This is a genomic window from Sphingomonas sp. Leaf37, assembly GCF_920939475.1.
In the GTDB taxonomy this organism is placed as follows: domain Bacteria; phylum Pseudomonadota; class Alphaproteobacteria; order Sphingomonadales; family Sphingomonadaceae; genus Sphingomonas.
Genome location: NZ_CAKLAX010000004.1, coordinates 383,428 through 399,255, shown reverse-complemented (window position 1 = coordinate 399,255; position 15,828 = coordinate 383,428). Strand labels below are relative to the sequence as shown.

The 15,828-nt window shown below is 67.5% G+C and carries 13 protein-coding genes; 12 read left to right on the top strand and 1 reads right to left on the bottom strand.

Annotated features, from left to right (window positions below):
• The first annotated feature begins 38 nt into the window (after positions 1–38).
• The 12 genes from LRA87_RS15700 (at position 39) to LRA87_RS15645 (ending at position 14,442) form a co-directional block, all read left to right on the top strand.
• Complete coding sequence (locus tag LRA87_RS15700; protein WP_230781529.1) at positions 39–2,585, top strand: glycoside hydrolase family 3 C-terminal domain-containing protein; 2,547 nt, start codon at positions 39–41, stop codon at positions 2,583–2,585.
• Positions 2,582–4,057: a glycoside hydrolase family 125 protein gene (locus LRA87_RS15695; protein ID WP_230781528.1), complete on the top strand. Its 1,476-nt coding sequence runs from the start codon at positions 2,582–2,584 to the stop codon at positions 4,055–4,057. Before LRA87_RS15700 ends, LRA87_RS15695 begins: the two co-directional genes overlap by 4 nt.
• Positions 4,054–6,363: a GH92 family glycosyl hydrolase gene (locus tag LRA87_RS15690; RefSeq protein ID WP_230781527.1), complete on the top strand. Its 2,310-nt coding sequence runs from the start codon at positions 4,054–4,056 to the stop codon at positions 6,361–6,363. The genes LRA87_RS15695 and LRA87_RS15690 overlap by 4 nt, the downstream gene beginning before the upstream one ends.
• A 184-nt stretch (positions 6,364–6,547) precedes the next feature.
• Entirely contained in the window at positions 6,548–8,461 is a 1,914-nt protein-coding gene (locus LRA87_RS15685; RefSeq protein ID WP_230781526.1) for an alpha-L-fucosidase, read from the top strand.
• A gap of 60 nt (positions 8,462–8,521) precedes the next feature.
• A complete protein-coding gene (locus LRA87_RS15680; RefSeq protein WP_230781525.1) occupies positions 8,522–9,625 on the top strand; it encodes a YjgN family protein in 1,104 nt (367 codons plus the stop codon).
• Positions 9,600–10,664 carry a M48 family metallopeptidase gene (locus tag LRA87_RS15675; protein ID WP_230781524.1) on the top strand — a complete coding sequence of 355 codons (1,065 nt, stop codon included), beginning with the start codon at positions 9,600–9,602 and terminating at the stop codon, positions 10,662–10,664. The genes LRA87_RS15680 and LRA87_RS15675 overlap by 26 nt, the downstream gene beginning before the upstream one ends.
• A 51-nt stretch (positions 10,665–10,715) precedes the next feature.
• Positions 10,716–11,438, top strand: a complete 723-nt coding sequence (locus LRA87_RS15670; protein WP_230781523.1) for an alpha/beta hydrolase — start codon at positions 10,716–10,718, stop codon at positions 11,436–11,438.
• Positions 11,435–12,223, top strand: a complete 789-nt coding sequence (locus tag LRA87_RS15665; RefSeq protein ID WP_230781522.1) for a tetratricopeptide repeat protein — start codon at positions 11,435–11,437, stop codon at positions 12,221–12,223. The genes LRA87_RS15670 and LRA87_RS15665 overlap by 4 nt, the downstream gene beginning before the upstream one ends.
• A gap of 241 nt (positions 12,224–12,464) precedes the next feature.
• Positions 12,465–12,899, top strand: a complete 435-nt coding sequence (locus LRA87_RS15660) for a VOC family protein (protein WP_230781521.1) — start codon at positions 12,465–12,467, stop codon at positions 12,897–12,899.
• Positions 12,866–13,627 carry a hydroxyacylglutathione hydrolase gene (gene gloB, locus LRA87_RS15655; protein ID WP_230781520.1) on the top strand — a complete coding sequence of 254 codons (762 nt, stop codon included), beginning with the start codon at positions 12,866–12,868 and terminating at the stop codon, positions 13,625–13,627. The genes LRA87_RS15660 and gloB overlap by 34 nt, the downstream gene beginning before the upstream one ends.
• A gap of 31 nt (positions 13,628–13,658) precedes the next feature.
• Positions 13,659–14,075, top strand: coding sequence for a hypothetical protein (locus LRA87_RS15650; RefSeq protein ID WP_230781519.1), 417 nt, complete (start codon positions 13,659–13,661; stop codon positions 14,073–14,075).
• A gap of 4 nt (positions 14,076–14,079) precedes the next feature.
• Positions 14,080–14,442 carry a hypothetical protein gene (locus LRA87_RS15645; RefSeq protein WP_230781518.1) on the top strand — a complete coding sequence of 121 codons (363 nt, stop codon included), beginning with the start codon at positions 14,080–14,082 and terminating at the stop codon, positions 14,440–14,442.
• 18 nt (positions 14,443–14,460) lie between these two features.
• On the opposite strand, the gene hslU is transcribed toward LRA87_RS15645, so the two are convergent.
• Complete coding sequence (gene hslU / locus LRA87_RS15640; protein WP_230781517.1) at positions 14,461–15,753, bottom strand: ATP-dependent protease ATPase subunit HslU; 1,293 nt, start codon at positions 15,751–15,753, stop codon at positions 14,461–14,463.
• Positions 15,754–15,828: the final 75 nt, after the last annotated feature.

Genomic DNA, 15,828 nt, shown 5'->3' with positions numbered 1-15,828 from the left:
CTTCTTCCAAGCACCACGCCAGATCAGGGACCGACCGCATGATCCCCGTCCTCCTCCTGCTCGCGCAGGCAGCAGATCCGGTCACCGCCGCCATCGCCGCGATGTCGCCCGAGCAGAAGGCCGCGCAGCTGCAAAGCACCGCGCCCGCGGACGCGCAGGCCGGCCTGCCCGCCTACGACTGGTGGAACGAAGGGCTGCACGGCCTCGCCCGCAACGGCCACGCCACCGTATTCCCGCAGGCGATCGGCCTCGCCGCGACGTGGGATGTCGACCTGATCGAGCGCGTCGGTACGGTCGTCTCGACCGAGGCGCGTGCGAAATTCAACGCACAGCCCGCCGGCGCCGACCGCCGTATCTATCAGGGCCTCACCATCTGGTCGCCCAACATCAACATCTTCCGCGATCCGCGCTGGGGCCGCGGGCAGGAAACCTATGGCGAGGACCCGTATCTCACGGGCAAGCTCGGCGTCGCGTTCGTCCAGGGCCTGCAAGGTCCCGACCCGCTGCATCCGCGCGTCATCGCCACCCCCAAGCACCTCGCCGTCCACAGCGGCCCGGAAGCCGGTCGCGACGGCTTCGACGTCGATCCGAGCCCCCGCGATCTGGAGGCGACCTACCTCCCCGCGTTCCGCCGTGTCGTGACAGAGGGCAAGGCGCTGTCGCTGATGTGCGCCTACAACAGCATCCACGGCGTCCCCGCCTGCGCGTCGTCCGCGCTGATGAACGATCGCATCCGCGGCGCGTGGGGCTTCACCGGCTTTACCGTGTCGGATTGCGACGCGGTGTCGAACATCCACGCCTTTCACCATTACACTCTCGATGCCGCCGGTGCCGCCGCCGCCGGGATCAGGGGCGGCACCGACCTCAATTGCGGCACCGCCTATGCCGCCCTGCCGCAGGCGCTGGCCAAGGGCCTCGTCAGCCAGGCCGAGGTCGACACCGCGCTCAGCCGCGCGTTGCGCGCGCGGCAAGCGCTCGGCATCGCGTTCGGCGCGACCAGCCCGTGGTCGCGGATCAAGGCCGCGGAGGTCGCCACCCCCGCGCATCGCGCCACCGCGCTGGAGGCCGCTCGAAAATCGATCGTCCTGCTCCAGAACAACGCCGGTCGCCTGCCGCTGAAGCCGGGTTCGCGGATCGCGGTGATCGGCGCCGATGCCGATGATCTCGGCGTGCTGCAGGGCAATTACCACGGCACCGCAAGGAACCCCGTCACCCCGCTCGACGGCATCCGCGCGCGCTTCGGCGCTGCCAACGTGACCTATGCGCAAGGGTCGCTGCTCGCCGACGGAGCGGCGGTCGTCGTGCCTGAAACGTCGCTGCGCAGCGACGGCAAGCCCGGCCTTCGCGGCACCTACACCGCGAACGGCGCACCGCTCGTCCGTCAGGACCGGCGCATCGACCTCGATCTCAACCGTGCCCCGCCCGCGCCCGGTTTTCCCGCCACCGGCTACACCGCGCACTGGGCCGGCGAGTTCGTCCCCCCCGGTCCCGGTCGCTACCGCCTGATCCTCGACCAGTCGCCATGCTGGAAGGATTGCACCGTTCACGATCGCGCGCGCCTGACGCTCGGCGGCAAGGTGCTGCACGACGGCGACCTGCCGAAGGGCCGTGTCGAATTGTCGATCGACAGCGACGGCAGACCGCATGCCATCGACCTGACGCTCGATCATCGGTCCGAGGACGAAAGCTTTCGCCTGCTCTGGATTCCGCCCGCCGAACCTTTGCTTGCGCAGGCGGTCGCCGCCGCGAACGCTGCCGATGTCGCGGTCGTCGTCGCCGGCCTCTCCCCCGATCTCGAGGGCGAGGCGCTGTCGGTGCAGGTTCCCGGCTTCGTCGGCGGCGATCGCACCGACATCGCGCTGCCATTGCCGCAGCAGCGCCTGCTCGACGCGCTGAAGGCTACGGGCAAGCCGATCGTCCTCGTCCTCACCAGCGGCAGCGCGGTGTCGGTCGATCCGGCATCGGCGGATGCGATCCTCGCCAACTGGTATTCGGGCGAAAGCGGCGGCACCGCACTTGCCGACGTACTGTCGGGCGTCGTCAACCCCGCCGGTCGCCTGCCGGTGACGCTGTACAAGGCGACCACCGACCTGCCCGCCTTCGTCGATTACGGGATGAAGGAGCGGACTTATCGCTATTTCACCGGCACGCCATTGTGGGGGTTCGGCCACGGCCTGAGCTACACCAGCTTCACCTACGCACAACCACGCGGGGCCACGAGCGTCCCGGCTGGTGCGAACCTGACGGTGGAGACGACGCTCACCAACACCGGGTCGCGCGACGGCGAAGAGGTGGTGCAGGCCTATCTCGTGCCCCCCGCGCCCGCCGGACGTCCCGGTTTCACCGACCCGGTGCTGCAACGCCAGCTCGTCGGCTTCCAGCGTATCGCGGTGAAGCGTGGTCGGTCGGCGAACGTCGCCTTCACCCTCGATCCGCGCAGCATGAGCATCGTCGATCGCGACGGCCGGCGTCACGTCGTGCCCGGCGCATACCGGCTGTACGTCGGCGGTGGTCAGCCCGGCAATGGCGCCGGCCAGTGGTTCGATTTCGCCGTGACGGGCGCGGATATGGAGTTGCCGAAGTGAGTCGCCGATCCGACCCGCTGTTCCAACGCACGCAGGAACACGCCACGCCCCTCGACCGCCGCCACTTCCTCGCCGCCACCGCCGCGCTTGCGGCATCGGCAGCGACCCCCGCGTTCGCCGCACCGCGACTCCCCACGAAGCGTCCTGCCCCGGCAGACCGCCGCTTCACCAGCCCGGCGGTCGAACGCGAACTCGCGCGCGTCTCGTCGCAGATCGGCGATCCGAAGCTCCGCTGGATGTTCGGCAATTGCTACCCGAACACGCTCGACACCACCGTCAAACTGACGACGCTGAACGGTCAGCCCGATGCCTTCGTCATCACCGGCGACATTCCCTGCCTGTGGCTGCGCGATTCCTCGGCACAGGTGAAGCCTTACCTTCACCTCGCGAAGGACGCGCCGGAGCTGCGCCGGCTGTTCCACGGCCTGATCGCGCGCCAGTCACGCTGCATCCTGATCGATCCTTACGCCAACGCCTTCATGGAAGACCCGACGGCGAAGTCGAACCTCGAATGGTCGCAGGCGGACGAGACGGTGATGAAGCCGGGCGTCGCCGAGCGGAAGTGGGAGATCGATTCCCTCTGCTATCCGATGCGCCTGGCCCACGGATACTGGCGGGCGACGGGTGATGCGACACCGTTCGACGGAACATGGGCGCAGGCCGCACGCGCCAGCATCGCCACCTTCCGCGAACAACAGCGGAAAAACGGCCCCGGCCCCTACAGCTTCCGCCGCACCGCCAACCAGCCGACCGAAACACTGCTGTGGGGTCACGGCGCACCGACGAGACCGGTCGGCCTGATCCATTCCGGCTTCCGACCCTCGGACGATGCCTGCCTCTATCCCTTCCTGATCCCCAGCAACCTGTTCGCCGTCACCGCCCTGCGCGAACTCGCGATCGTCGCCGGCGAAGCCCGCAAGGACGCCGCACTCGCGCAGCAGGCGATCGACCTTGCCGCAGAGGTCGACGCGGCGCTGAGGCAATATGGCACGATGCGCCTGCGCGATGGCCGCGAGGTCTGGGCCTATGAGGTCGACGGCTTCGGCAACGCGCTGTTCATGGACGACGCCAATGTGCCCAGCCTCTCCGGCCTCGCCTATCTCGGCTGCGTCGCCCCCGCCGACCCGCTGTGGCAGCGCACGCAGGCCGCAGCGTGGAGCGACGCCAATCCGTATTTCTTCAAGGGCACGGCCGGTGAGGGCATCGGCGGACCTCATGTGGGCCTTGGCCAGATCTGGCCGATGTCGCTGACCATCCGCGCGCTGTCGTCGTCCGACGATGCGACGATCCGCGCCTGCCTGAAGACGCTGCGCGATACCGATGGCGGCACGGGCTTCATCCACGAAAGTTTCGATCAGGACGATCCCGCGAAGTTCACGCGGGCATGGTTCGCCTGGGCCAACGGCCTGTTCGGCGAACTGATCGTCCATCTTGCCCGCACCCGCCCCGCTTTGCTGAAGGCGACGCTATGATCTCCCGCCGTACCCTGCTCGCCGGCACGGCCGCCGTCGGCCTGCCGCTTCCTGCCTTCGCCGCGACGCCGGCACCGGCCAAGCCCAATCTGTTCATCGGCACCGGCGGGCACGGCCACACCTACCCCGGCGCGACGCTGCCGTCCGGCATGGTGCAGTTGTCCCCGGACACCGACGTCGAGCGCTGGGACGCCTGTTCAGGCTATCATCGTACCGACACCTCGATCATGGGGTTCAGCCACACCCATCTGTCCGGCACCGGCATCGGCGACATGCTCGACGTGCTGGTGGTGCCGACCCGCGGCCCGGTCCAGTTGCTCCCCGGCCCGCTCGACAATCCCGACGCCGGTTACCGGCAGCGCTTCAGCGCGGAGTTCGCCGAGCCCGGCTATTACCGCGTCGCGCTGGAAAGCGGCGTCCGCGCCGAACTGACCGTCACGGAGCGCACCGGCTATCACCGCTACACCTTCGCCAGGGGCGCAGGGCATATCCTGATCGACCTGTCGCACCTGATCCTCGACAAGACCGACCAGTCGCCGCTGATCACCGATGCCAGCCTGACGCTCGATCGGGACGGCACGCTGACCGGCAGCCGCACCGTCCACCGCTGGGCGAAAGGCCGCCGCATCCACTTCGCCATGCAATTGTCCCGCCAGCCAGATCGCGTCGCCTTCTACGGCGACGAGGATGCGGAACAGCCGGCGGGGACGCGCGGCGTGAAGGGCAATCGGGTGAAGGTCGTCCTGCACTATGACGACGCGGGCGCGGCACCGGTCCTGATCCGTTGCGGCATTTCCGCCGTCGATGTCGCCGGCGCGCGCGCGAACCTCGCCGCCGAGGCGACGACATGGGACTTCGACGCCGTCCGCCAAGCCGCGCAACGCCGCTGGGCAAAGGAGCTGGGGGCGATCGCCGTCGAGGGCGGGACCGCGGACCAGCGCACGATCCTGTCCTCCGCACTCTACCACGCACTGCTCGCCCCGACGCTCTTCTCAGACATCGACGGGCGCTACGTCGGGCTGGACAGGCAGATCCATAATGTGCCGAAGGGCGACACCGCCTACAGCAGCCTGTCGCTGTGGGACACGTACCGCGCGCTTCACCCGCTGCTGACGATCGTCGCGCCCGCCAAGGCGCAAAGCATCGTCGCGGACGTCATCCGTCAGACGCAGCAGAGCCCCTATGGCCCGCCGGTCTGGCCGCTCCAAGGTGTGGAGACCGGCACGATGATCGGCTGGCACGGCGTCTCCGTCCTCGCCGAGGCGCAGGCGAAGGGCATCCGCGCCGACTATGCCGCGGCGTGGCCCGGTATCGCGAAACGCTCGTTCGACTTCACCGCACCCGACCTCGACAACAGCAAGGGCCGCGACCTGTACGACGCGATGGGCTACGTCCCGGCGGACAAGTGGTTCGAAAGCGTCAGCCGGACGCAGGAATATGCCTATGACGACTGGGCCTCGGCCCACCTCGCCCGCGCCGTCGGCAAGACCGCAGACGCGGATCGCCTGCTCAAGCGATCGGGCAACTGGCGCAACGTCATCGACGGCAAGGCGGGCTTCGCCAAGCCGAAGTTCGCCGACGGCCAATGGTGGACGCCCTACGATCCGGTCCAGCTCGGCCACATGCCCAAGCCGTGGTGGCGCGACTATACCGAGGCGAACGGCTGGCAGGCGACCTTCCTCAACCAGCACGACGTCTATGGCCTGATCGCGCACATGGGCGGCGATGCGGCGTTCGAAGGGCGGCTGGATGCGCTATTCACGGCGCCCTCAACGCTGCCGGACAACGCCCCGCCGGACATCAGCGGCCTCGTCGGACAGTACGCCCACGGCAACGAGCCCAACCACCACGTCGCCTATCTCTACGCCTACACCGGCGCGGCGTGGAAGACGCAGGCGATGATCCGGCGGCTGTGCACCGAGATGTACAAAAACGACCCCGACGGCATCATAGGCAACGACGATTGCGGCCAGATGAGCGCGTGGTTCGTGTTGTCGTCGCTCGGCTTCTACCCGGTCGATCCGGTCGAGGCGGTGTACGTCTTCGGATCACCGCTGTTCGAGCGCGCGACGATCGCGCTGCCGGCGGGCAAACGGCTGGTGATCGACGCCCCGGGCAATCGGCCCGATACGCCATACGTGCGCAGCGTCCTGCGCAACGGCCGCCCGTGGACGAAGAACTGGATCAGCCACGCCGACCTGATGCAGGGCGGCACGCTGACCTTCACGATGAGCGCGACGCCGGTGAAGAGCTTCGGCGCGGCAAAGGCGGACCGTCCGCCGTCGCGTGGGCGCGGGGCGACGTGAGTCCGCTTCGACCCACCAAGCGGCTCCTGTCCTCACCCTTCCGGCGCTACGCGCCTCCCTCCCTCTCCCATTGGGAGAGGGAAAAGACGCCGAAGGCGGCGCACGGTGAGGACGGGAGCGAACCGCCTACGATCCTTTCGTTATCCGTCCCGAGCCGCGGCAGGGACAACATGTGGACAATCCAATGATCGCCCTCACCCGCCGCACTCTGATCGCTTCAGGCGTAGCTTCCGGCCTCGCCGCCAGCGCCACGCCCGTGCTTGCCGCGACGACCGCAGCACCCGCCCCCTACGGCGCCACCCCCTCCGCCCGCCAACTCGCCTGGCACAGGCGCGAACGCTACGCCTTCATCCATTTCTCGATCAACACCTTCACCGATCGCGAATGGGGCTACGGCGACGAGAGCCCGACCCTGTTCAACCCCACCGACTTCTCCGCCGACCAGATCGTCGCCGCGGCGAAGGCCGGCGGCATGACCGGCATCGTCCTCACCGCGAAGCATCACGACGGCTTCTGCCTCTGGCCGACGCAGCTCACCGAGCACTGCATCCGCAACAGCCCCTACAAACAGGGCAAGGGCGACATCGTCCGCGAGATGGAACAGGCCGCCCGCCGCGCTGGTCTCGCCTTCGGTCTCTATCTGTCGCCCTGGGATCGCAACCATCCCGAATACGGCCGCCCCGCCTACATCGATTACTACCGCAAGCAGATCGTCGAACTCTGCACCCGATACGGCGAATTGTTCGAATTCTGGTTCGACGGTGCCAATGGTGGCGACGGCTATTACGGCGGCGCGCGCGAGACCCGGACGATCGACGCGCCGAAATACTATGACTGGCCCTCAATCATCGCGCTCGTCCACCAGTACCAGCCGATGGCCTGCACCTTCGACCCCCTCGGCGCCGAGATCCGCTGGGTCGGCAACGAGGATGGCGTCGCCGGCGATCCGTGCTGGCCGACGATGCCGAACCACCCCTATGTCCAGTCGGAGGGCAACAGTGGCGTCCGCGGCGCGCCCTTGTGGTGGCCGGCCGAAACCAACACCTCGATCCGCCCCGGCTGGTTCTACCACCCTGACGAGGATGCGAAGGTGAAAAGCTCCGCCCGGCTGATCCGCTTCTTCGACGAATCGGTCGCGCGCGGCACCAACATGCACCTCAACCTGCCGCCCGACCGGCGCGGCCGCATCCCCGACCACGACGTCGCTGTGCTGAAGAGCTTCGGCGACGCCATTACGGCAAGCTTCGCGAGCGATCTGGCCAAAGGCGCGGTCGCCAGCGCCACCGCCACCCGGGGCGCGGCCTTCGCACCCGCCAAAGTGCTCGACGGCAACCGCGAGACCTATTGGTCGACACCGGACCGCGAGACCACCCCGACGCTGACGCTCGACCTGCCGCCGAACCGCCGCTTCGACCTGATCCGCTTGCGCGAATACCTTTCGCTCGGAGTCCGCGTCACCCGCTTTGCGGTCGAGGCGGAAGTCGCGGGTCGCTGGCAGCGGCTCGCGACGAAGGAGTGCATCGGTGCGCAGCGGATCATCCGTCTTGATACGCCGATCGCCGCGCGCCGCGTCCGGCTGGTGATCCTCGACGCACCCGCTTGCCCGGCGATCAGCGAATTCGCCCTCTTCCTCGGCGTCGCGCCGGTGCCAGTCGCCGCTCCGCGCAGCAACGACGCCGCGATCCTCTCGCCTCGCGACTGGACGGTCGTGACCGCAAGTGCGCCCGGTGCCGAGGCGCTGCTGGACGGCGACGGTTCGTCGATATGGAGCCAGCCGGCGCCCACCGCAACGCCGGCCAGCGTCACGCTCGACCTCGGCAAGGCGCAGATCGTCGCCGGCTTCAGCCTCACCCCCTGGCGTCATCCCGACCGGCAGAGCGCCCCGCCGCGCGGCTATCGCGCCGAAACCAGCATCGACGGCAGGTCCTGGAGCCCTGCGGCAGAAGGCGAGTTCCAGAACATCGCCTACGCTCTTGCAACACAGCGCATTCCATTCACCACGCCGCGATCGCTGCGGTATCTTCGCCTGACCTTCCCGGCCATGGCGATCCCGGCTGTAAAGCTTGCCATCGCCGATGTCGGAGCCTTCGCTCGTTAACCCATATTTGGATTGACCCCGCCCCCCTGCTCGGCTCCATTGCCGCGCAGGGGGATAGCGATGACAGACGATCAGGCCGAGGGCGCGCGCGCGTTCCGCTTCACCGGCACGTGGCAGGACTATGCGCCGATCGCATTCACCAACCTGCTGCTGACGATCGTCACACTCGGCATCTACACCTTCTGGGCCCGCGCGCGGACTCGGCGGTATCTATGGAGTCGTACGCGCTTCATCGACGACCGACTGGAATGGACGGGCACCGGGCTGGAACTGTTCATCGGCTACGTCATCGCGTTCTTCCTGTTCATCGTGCCGTTCGGCGTCATCAACCTCGTCCTGCAGGGCGTCATGATGCGCGGGCATCAGGGCGCGGCGGGACTGATGGTCTTCCTCCTCTACCTCGCCATCCTCTTCCTGTTCGGCGTCGCCCGTTTCCGGGCGCTGCGCTACCGGCTCAGCCGCACCTTCTGGCACGGCATCCGTGGCGGCAGCGACCGGCAAGGCGTCGCCTATGGCTGGAGCTATTTCTGGAAGACGCTGCTGTCGTTCGTCACCGTCTATCTGATGACGCCGTGGTCGATGGCGCGGCTGTGGAACGAGCGGTGGAACGCGATGAGCTTTGGCTCGCTGCCCTTTCGCGCGCAGGCGCGCTGGCAACCGGTGTTCGGCCGCTTCATGCTGTTCTACGTCGCACCGGTCGTGCTGGCGATCGGCGTCGGTGTGTTGGTATTCGTGGTGATGGGCCTCGGCATGGCATCCGGAATGCGCGCCGATACGCCGCCGACGGCTGGAACGATCGTGCTGCTGGCAATCGCCGCGTTCGGCTTCTACGTCTTCTTCTTCGGCGTCCTCGGTCTGGTCGCGATGATCTTCTATGCCGCCTTCTTCCGCGAGGCGATCGGCGCGACATCGCTCGGCAAGCTCGAATTCGGCTTCGGCGCGTCGACCAAAGACTGGATCCTGCTCTATCTCGGCAACGTCGGGCTGGTGATCGTCACGCTCGGCATCGGCGCGATTTTCATTCCCTATCGCAACTGGGCGTTCTTCATTCGCCACATGGCCGCCTATGGCGAGGTCGAGGTCGATACCCTCGGTCAGTCGCGCACCCGCGAACCGGGTCAGGGCGAGGGACTCCTCGATGCCTTCGATGTCGGTGCCTTCTGAATTGAGCGTCCCGGTCTGGCATTATGACGGCACCACCGCGGTGCGGCGGCAGGTATCGCTCGTCGCGAACGACGACGGCTTTTGGCTCGATGGCGAGCATCATGCCTTCGCCGACCTGACGCCGGGGGACGGCGACGGCGCTGCGACGACCTTCGGGCTGCAAGGGCGCCCCGGCTGGCGGATCGGTTTCGAAGGTCCGGTGCCAGCGGATATCGCCGCGCGTTTGCCCGGCGTCCATCGCTACGGGCGTTGGGTCGACCGGCTCGGCCTGTGGCGCGCGGCGGCGATCTTCGCCGTGGTCGCCGCCGTCGCCGTGTTGCTCGTGCTGCGCACCCCGGCACTCGTCGCGCGGATGATCCCCGCGTCCGTCGAACAGCGGATCGGCGAGGTGATGGAGGGCGATTTCGGCCGCAAGGGGTGCGAGGATCCCGCCGGTCGCGCCGCGCTGGCAACGCTCGTGCGCCGCATCGATCCCGATGGCGACCGGATCGACGTCCACGTCGTCAAGCTGCCGATGGTCAATGCGGTCACCCTGCCGGGCGGACGCATCGTGATCTTCGACGGGTTGCTGCAATCGGCGGCGTCGCCGGACGAGGTCGCCGGCGTGATCGGTCACGAGATCGGCCACGTCCGCCACCGTGACGTGATGGAAGCACTGCTGCGCCAGATGGGGCTGGCCGCGCTGCTGGGCGGGATGGAGGGGCATGTCGGCGCCTACACCAACGCCATGTTCGCCACTGCCTACTCCCGCGATGCGGAGCGCCGCGCCGATGGCGATGCGATCCGCCTGCTGTCGGCCGCACGCCTGTCGCCGCTACCGACCGCAGCGTTCTTCGATCGGCTCGGCAAGGGTTCCGGCCATGCCGAGCGGATGTTCGCCTATCTGGCCAGCCATCCGGTTTCGACCGACCGCGCGAAGCGGTTCCGGAGCAGCATCGCGTCGGGCGCAGCCTACACCCCCGCGCTCGGTGCGCGGCAATGGTCCGACCTCCGCGGCATCTGCAAGGGGGAGACGGACCGCATCGAATGGCGTTTCTGACGCATGGATGATGCCCTCCACATCCCTGGAACGATTGGCTAAGGGTCATCCATGACCGACACCCCCCGCCCCCGCCTCGCCTATCATCAGACACCGGGCACCGGTCCGACGATCGTCTTCCTGCCCGGATATGCATCCGATATGAACGGCACAAAGGCGCTGGCGCTGGAAGCATGGGCGCGAGAGACCGGCCGTGGCTTCGTCCGGTTCGACTATGGCGGCTGCGGGCATAGCGAGGGCGTGTTCGAGGAGCAGACGCTCACCGGCTGGCGCGACGACGTGCTGGCGATGCTCGATCAGGTCGCGACCGGGCCGGTGGTGCTGGTCGGATCGTCGCTGGGCGGCTGGCTGATGTTGCTCGCTGCCAAGGCCCGCCCCGATCGCGTCGTCGGTCTCGTCGGCATCGCCCCCGCGCCCGATTTCACGGACTGGGGCTTTTCGACCGAGGACAAGATGGCGATCCTGACCGAGGGCCGGCTGGAACGCCCCAATCCCTACGGGCCCGAGCCGACGGTCTACACCCGCGCCTTCTTCCAGTCGGGCGAGGCGAGCCGCGTAATGTTCGGCACGATCCCGATCGATGGTCCCGTGCGGCTGGTACAGGGCCAGGCGGACCCGGACGTGCCGTGGCATCGGACCGTGCGGCTCGGCGAGATGCTTCGTTCAGCCGATGTGCAGACGCTGTTGATCAAGGACGGCGATCATCGCCTGTCGCGCGACATCGATATCGCGCTGATCGTCCGGGCGACCGAGGATGTGCTGAACCGCCTATGATCCTGCTTCTCGCCGCCGCACTTCAGGTCGCCGCACCCGCAGCAAAGCCGACCGATCCGCGCGAGGCGCGCTTCGACCGGTGCGTGGAACTGGCGAATACCGATCCTGCCGCCGCGCGCGCGGAGGCCGTTCGCTGGGGTGCGCTGGGCGGCGGCTGGTTCGCCCGGCAATGCGCAGGCTTGGCCTATACGAAGGACGGCAATTTCCCCGCCGCCGCCAGCGAGTTCGAGGCTGCCGCGAAGGCAGCCGAACTGGGCCATGACCGCCGCGCCGCCAATTACTGGGCGCAGGCCGGTAACGCGCGGCTCGCGGCCGGCGATATTCCCGGCGCGCGCTCGGCGCTCGACACCGCATTGGTCGCCGGTACGTTGCAGGGATTCGCGCTGGGTGAGGCACAGCTGGACCACGCCCGCGTCATGGTCGCCGCGAACGAGCCGGAGGCGGCACGGCGCGACATCGACCTCGCCCTTGCCACCGCCGGCGACGATCCGCTCGCGTGGCTGCTGTCGGCAACGCTGGCCCGCCGGGACGGTGATATCGTGCGGGCGAAGAAGGACGTGGCGGAGGCGCTGAAGCGGTCGCCGGACGACGCCTCCGTCCAGCTCGAGGCGGGCAACGTCGCAGCGCTCGCGCGGGACGAGGCAGGTGCGCGGGCGGCCTGGGCGGAAGCCGCGCGACTGGCGCCGCAATCCCCCGCTGGCAAAAGCGCCCGCGCAGCCCTGGCGCAGTTCGTCGATGCGACTCCAACCCCCGCACCGGCGCCCGCGCCCGCAAAGGAGCGCTGAAGAACCTCCTCCTAAATATCCTCCCGGTTGGAGGCCGTGGAAGAGTAAGGCGCGAGGGTGCGGCGGGGCTAGCAGCGGCGTATCCACCCCGGCAGTGAGCAAGCGGCATCGTTACCGAATGCATCGAAGTCGACGCCAGCAACCGCCCGGATTTGATCTCCGGCGGATGAAGCCGGGACACGTGCTGGCACATCGTGCGTTGTCGTCCTACGCTTTACCGACAGGCTGTCAGGGACTTTGCATGCACTATCTCCACACCATGATCCGCGTCACCGATCCCGACGCGACCATCCGCTTCTTCGAACTGCTGGGCCTGAAAGAAGTCCGCCGGATGGAAAACGAAAAGGGCCGCTTCACGCTCATCTTCCTGGCGGCGGACGAGGACATGAACGGTCCCGGCGAACGCGCCCGTGCCGAGGTGGAACTGACCTACAATTGGGACGCCGAGGACTATGCCGGCGGCCGCAATTTCGGCCACCTCGCCTATCGCGTGGACAATATCTACGACACCTGCCAGCGGCTGATGGACGGCGGCGTCACGATCAACCGGCCGCCGCGCGACGGGCACATGGCGTTCGTGAAGACCCCCGACGGTATTTCGATCGAGCTGCTGCAAAAGGGCGAGCTGGAACCGGCCGAGCCATGGCTGTCGATGCCGAACACCGGAACCTGGTGATGGCGATCGAGATCGTCCGGGTGCCCGTGCTGACCGACAATTATGCCTGGCTGATCCACGATCCCGGCAGCGACGAAACCGTGGCGGTCGATCCCGGAGAAGCCGCGCCGGTGCAGGCGACGGCGGCGCAGCGGGGCTGGACGATAGGACAGGTGTGGACCACGCACTGGCACCCCGATCACACGGGTGGCAACGTCGCCCTCCAGGCTGCCGGCGCGCGGATTACCGGCCCTGCCGCCGAAGCCGACAGGATCCCCACGTTGGACGAGACGGTCGGCGAAGGCGACGTGGTGCGGATCGGCACCGAAGTCGCCCATGTTCTGCATGTGCCCGGCCATACCGCCGGCCACATCGCGTTCCACCTACCCGATATCGGCGCGATCTTCACCGGCGACACGCTGTTCGCCATGGGCTGCGGTCGTCTGTTCGAGGGGACGCCGGCGGAGATGTTCGCCAATATGCAGCGTTACGCGAGGTTACCCGACGATACGCAAGTCTATTGCGGGCATGAATATACACAGGCGAACGGCCGCTTCGCCCTTGCGATCGAACCGGACAACGCTGCGCTGGCCGCAAGGATGACGGATGTCGATGCGATGCGCGAACGCGGCGAACCGACCATCCCGACGACGATCGGACTGGAGCGGGCAACCAATCCGTTCCTGCGGGCATTGACGCCGGAAGAACTCGGCGATCTGCGTCGGCGCAAGGACGAGTTTCGCGGCTGAACCGTATCCCCGCCGCGCGAAGGAGAGATTGATGACCATGAGACCATGGCTCGCCACCGCAGTCGCGATTGCCCTCGCCAGCTGCGCACAGACGCCGAAGGAGCGGTTCGCCGCACAGCAGGCGGATGCAGCCGCCGCGGCGAAGCTCGAACAGGCGCTGGCGGGACTGACGCCGGGTCCGTCCAACAACTGCCTGCCGCGCTATCCGACGACGCAGGTACAGGCTTATGGCCCCACCCTCGTCTACACCGTCAGCCGCGGATTGAAGTTTCGCACCGATACCGCGGGCGGGTGCGAACGCGTCGGCCGCGGTGACATCCTCATCACGCGCCTGACCACGGGCCAGCTTTGCCGCGGCGATATCGGCACCACGGTCGACAGCGTCTCGCGCATTCTGACCGGCAGCTGCTCGTTCGGTCCGTTCGTCCGCTACAGCAAGGGGTCGTGACACCATGAGGACGCCGCTTCTGATCGCCGCCCTTGCGATGCCACTGCTGGCCGCCAAATCCGATCCGCTGGCGGGGCGCGTGGCGGGACCGGCGGCGCGCTGCATCAGCGTGCCCCAGACCAACGGTCCGTCGATCATTGACCGTAATACGATCCTGTATACCGAGGGCGCGGGAAACCGCGTGTGGAAGACGGGGCCGGTCGGGGCCTGTCCCTCGCTCGAACCGCTCAACACGCTCATCGTCGAGATCTATGGCGGTCAGTTATGCCGCAACGATCGCTTCCGCGTGCTGACGCCGGGGACAAGCATTCCCTCGGCCTATTGCCGCTTCACCGAATTCACGCCGTACACGAAGGTGAAGAAATAGCGCGCGGCAGGCCGTGCGTTACAGCACGAACCGGCTCAAATCCGTGTTCCGTGCGATCCCCGCCAGCTGCCGATCGACATAGGCGGCATCCACGATCACCGGCTCGGACCGGTCCTCGGCATCGAAACTGACGTCCTCCAGCAGCTTTTCCATGACCGTCTGCAAACGGCGCGCGCCGATGTTCTCGACCTGCCCGTTCACCTCCGCCGCGATCCGCGCGATCGCCGCGATACCATCGTCAGTGAAGCTCACTACGGCCCCCTCGGTCGCCAGCAGCGCCTTGTATTGCGCCGGCAAAGAGGCCTTGGTGTCCGACAGGATCGCAATGAAATCCTCCTCGGTCAGCCCCTTCAACTCCACCCGGATCGGCAGGCGGCCCTGCAACTCGGGCAGCAGATCGGACGGCTTGGCGACGTGGAACGCGCCGCTGGCGATGAACAGGATATGGTCCGTCTTCATCGGCCCATATTTCGTCGCCACCGTAGTCCCCTCGATTAACGGCAGCAGGTCGCGCTGCACGCCTTCGCGACTGACCGATCCGCCGCGCACGTCGCTGACCGCGATTTTGTCGATCTCGTCGAGGAAGACGATACCATTCGCTTCTGCGTCCGCCAGCGCGGTCCGGCTCACCTCGTCCTGGTCGAGCCGCTTGTCGGCCTCTTCCTCGACCAGCTTGTCCCACGCTGCGCGCACGCTGATCTTGCGACGCTTCAGCTGCTGGCCGCCGCCGAACGACTTCATCATTTCGCCGAGGTTGATCATCTGCGGTGCGCCGCCCGGCACCTCGAACGGCATGGCGGGGGCCTGTTCCAGCTCGATCTCGATCTCGGTCTGGTCGAGGTGGCCGTCGGCGAAGCGCTGCTTGAAGCTCTCGCGCGTCGCCTGGCTGCTGTCCTTGCCGACCAGAGCGTCGAGCAGGCGCTTCATCGCCGCCTCTTCCGCCTTGTCCTTCACTGCGACGCGGCGGCGTTCCTTTTCCAGCCGGATCGCTTCCTCGACGAGGTCGCGGGCGATCTGTTCTACGTCGCGGCCGACATAGCCGACCTCGGTGAACTTGGTCGCCTCGACCTTCACGAACGGCGCATCGGCCAATTTGGCGAGCCGGCGGCTGATCTCGGTCTTGCCGCAGCCCGTCGGCCCGATCATCAGGATGTTCTTGGGCGTCACTTCGTCGCGCAGATCGGCGGAAAGCTGCTGCCGCCGCCAGCGATTGCGCATCGCCACCGCAACGGCCCGCTTGGCATCGCGCTGGCCGATGATGTGGGCGTCGAGGGCGGCGACGATCGCCTTGGGAGTGAGATTCTGGTTCATGGGTTTCTTCTTGCCCCTTCTCTTCAGAGGAGGGGTAGGGGGTGGAGGACTCATGGGCGGCAGCCGTTTTGGACA

Bases quoted from the DNA above. Each gene is read 5' to 3' on its own strand.
- LRA87_RS15700 (WP_230781529.1), top strand. From the start codon at position 39: ATGATCCCCGTCCTCCTCCTGCTCGCGCAGGCAGCAGATCCGGTCACC.
- LRA87_RS15690 (WP_230781527.1), top strand. From the start codon at position 4,054: ATGATCTCCCGCCGTACCCTGCTCGCCGGCACGGCCGCCGTCGGCCTG.
- LRA87_RS15685 (WP_230781526.1), top strand. From the start codon at position 6,548: ATGATCGCCCTCACCCGCCGCACTCTGATCGCTTCAGGCGTAGCTTCC.
- LRA87_RS15680 (WP_230781525.1), top strand. From the start codon at position 8,522: ATGACAGACGATCAGGCCGAGGGCGCGCGCGCGTTCCGCTTCACCGGC.
- LRA87_RS15675 (WP_230781524.1), top strand. From the start codon at position 9,600: ATGCCTTCGATGTCGGTGCCTTCTGAATTGAGCGTCCCGGTCTGGCAT.
- LRA87_RS15670 (WP_230781523.1), top strand. From the start codon at position 10,716: ATGACCGACACCCCCCGCCCCCGCCTCGCCTATCATCAGACACCGGGC.
- LRA87_RS15665 (WP_230781522.1), top strand. From the start codon at position 11,435: ATGATCCTGCTTCTCGCCGCCGCACTTCAGGTCGCCGCACCCGCAGCA.
- LRA87_RS15660 (WP_230781521.1), top strand. From the start codon at position 12,465: ATGCACTATCTCCACACCATGATCCGCGTCACCGATCCCGACGCGACC.
- gloB (WP_230781520.1), top strand. From the start codon at position 12,866: ATGGCTGTCGATGCCGAACACCGGAACCTGGTGATGGCGATCGAGATC.
- LRA87_RS15650 (WP_230781519.1), top strand. From the start codon at position 13,659: ATGACCATGAGACCATGGCTCGCCACCGCAGTCGCGATTGCCCTCGCC.
- LRA87_RS15645 (WP_230781518.1), top strand. From the start codon at position 14,080: ATGAGGACGCCGCTTCTGATCGCCGCCCTTGCGATGCCACTGCTGGCC.
- hslU (WP_230781517.1), bottom strand. From the start codon at position 15,753: ATGAACCAGAATCTCACTCCCAAGGCGATCGTCGCCGCCCTCGACGCC.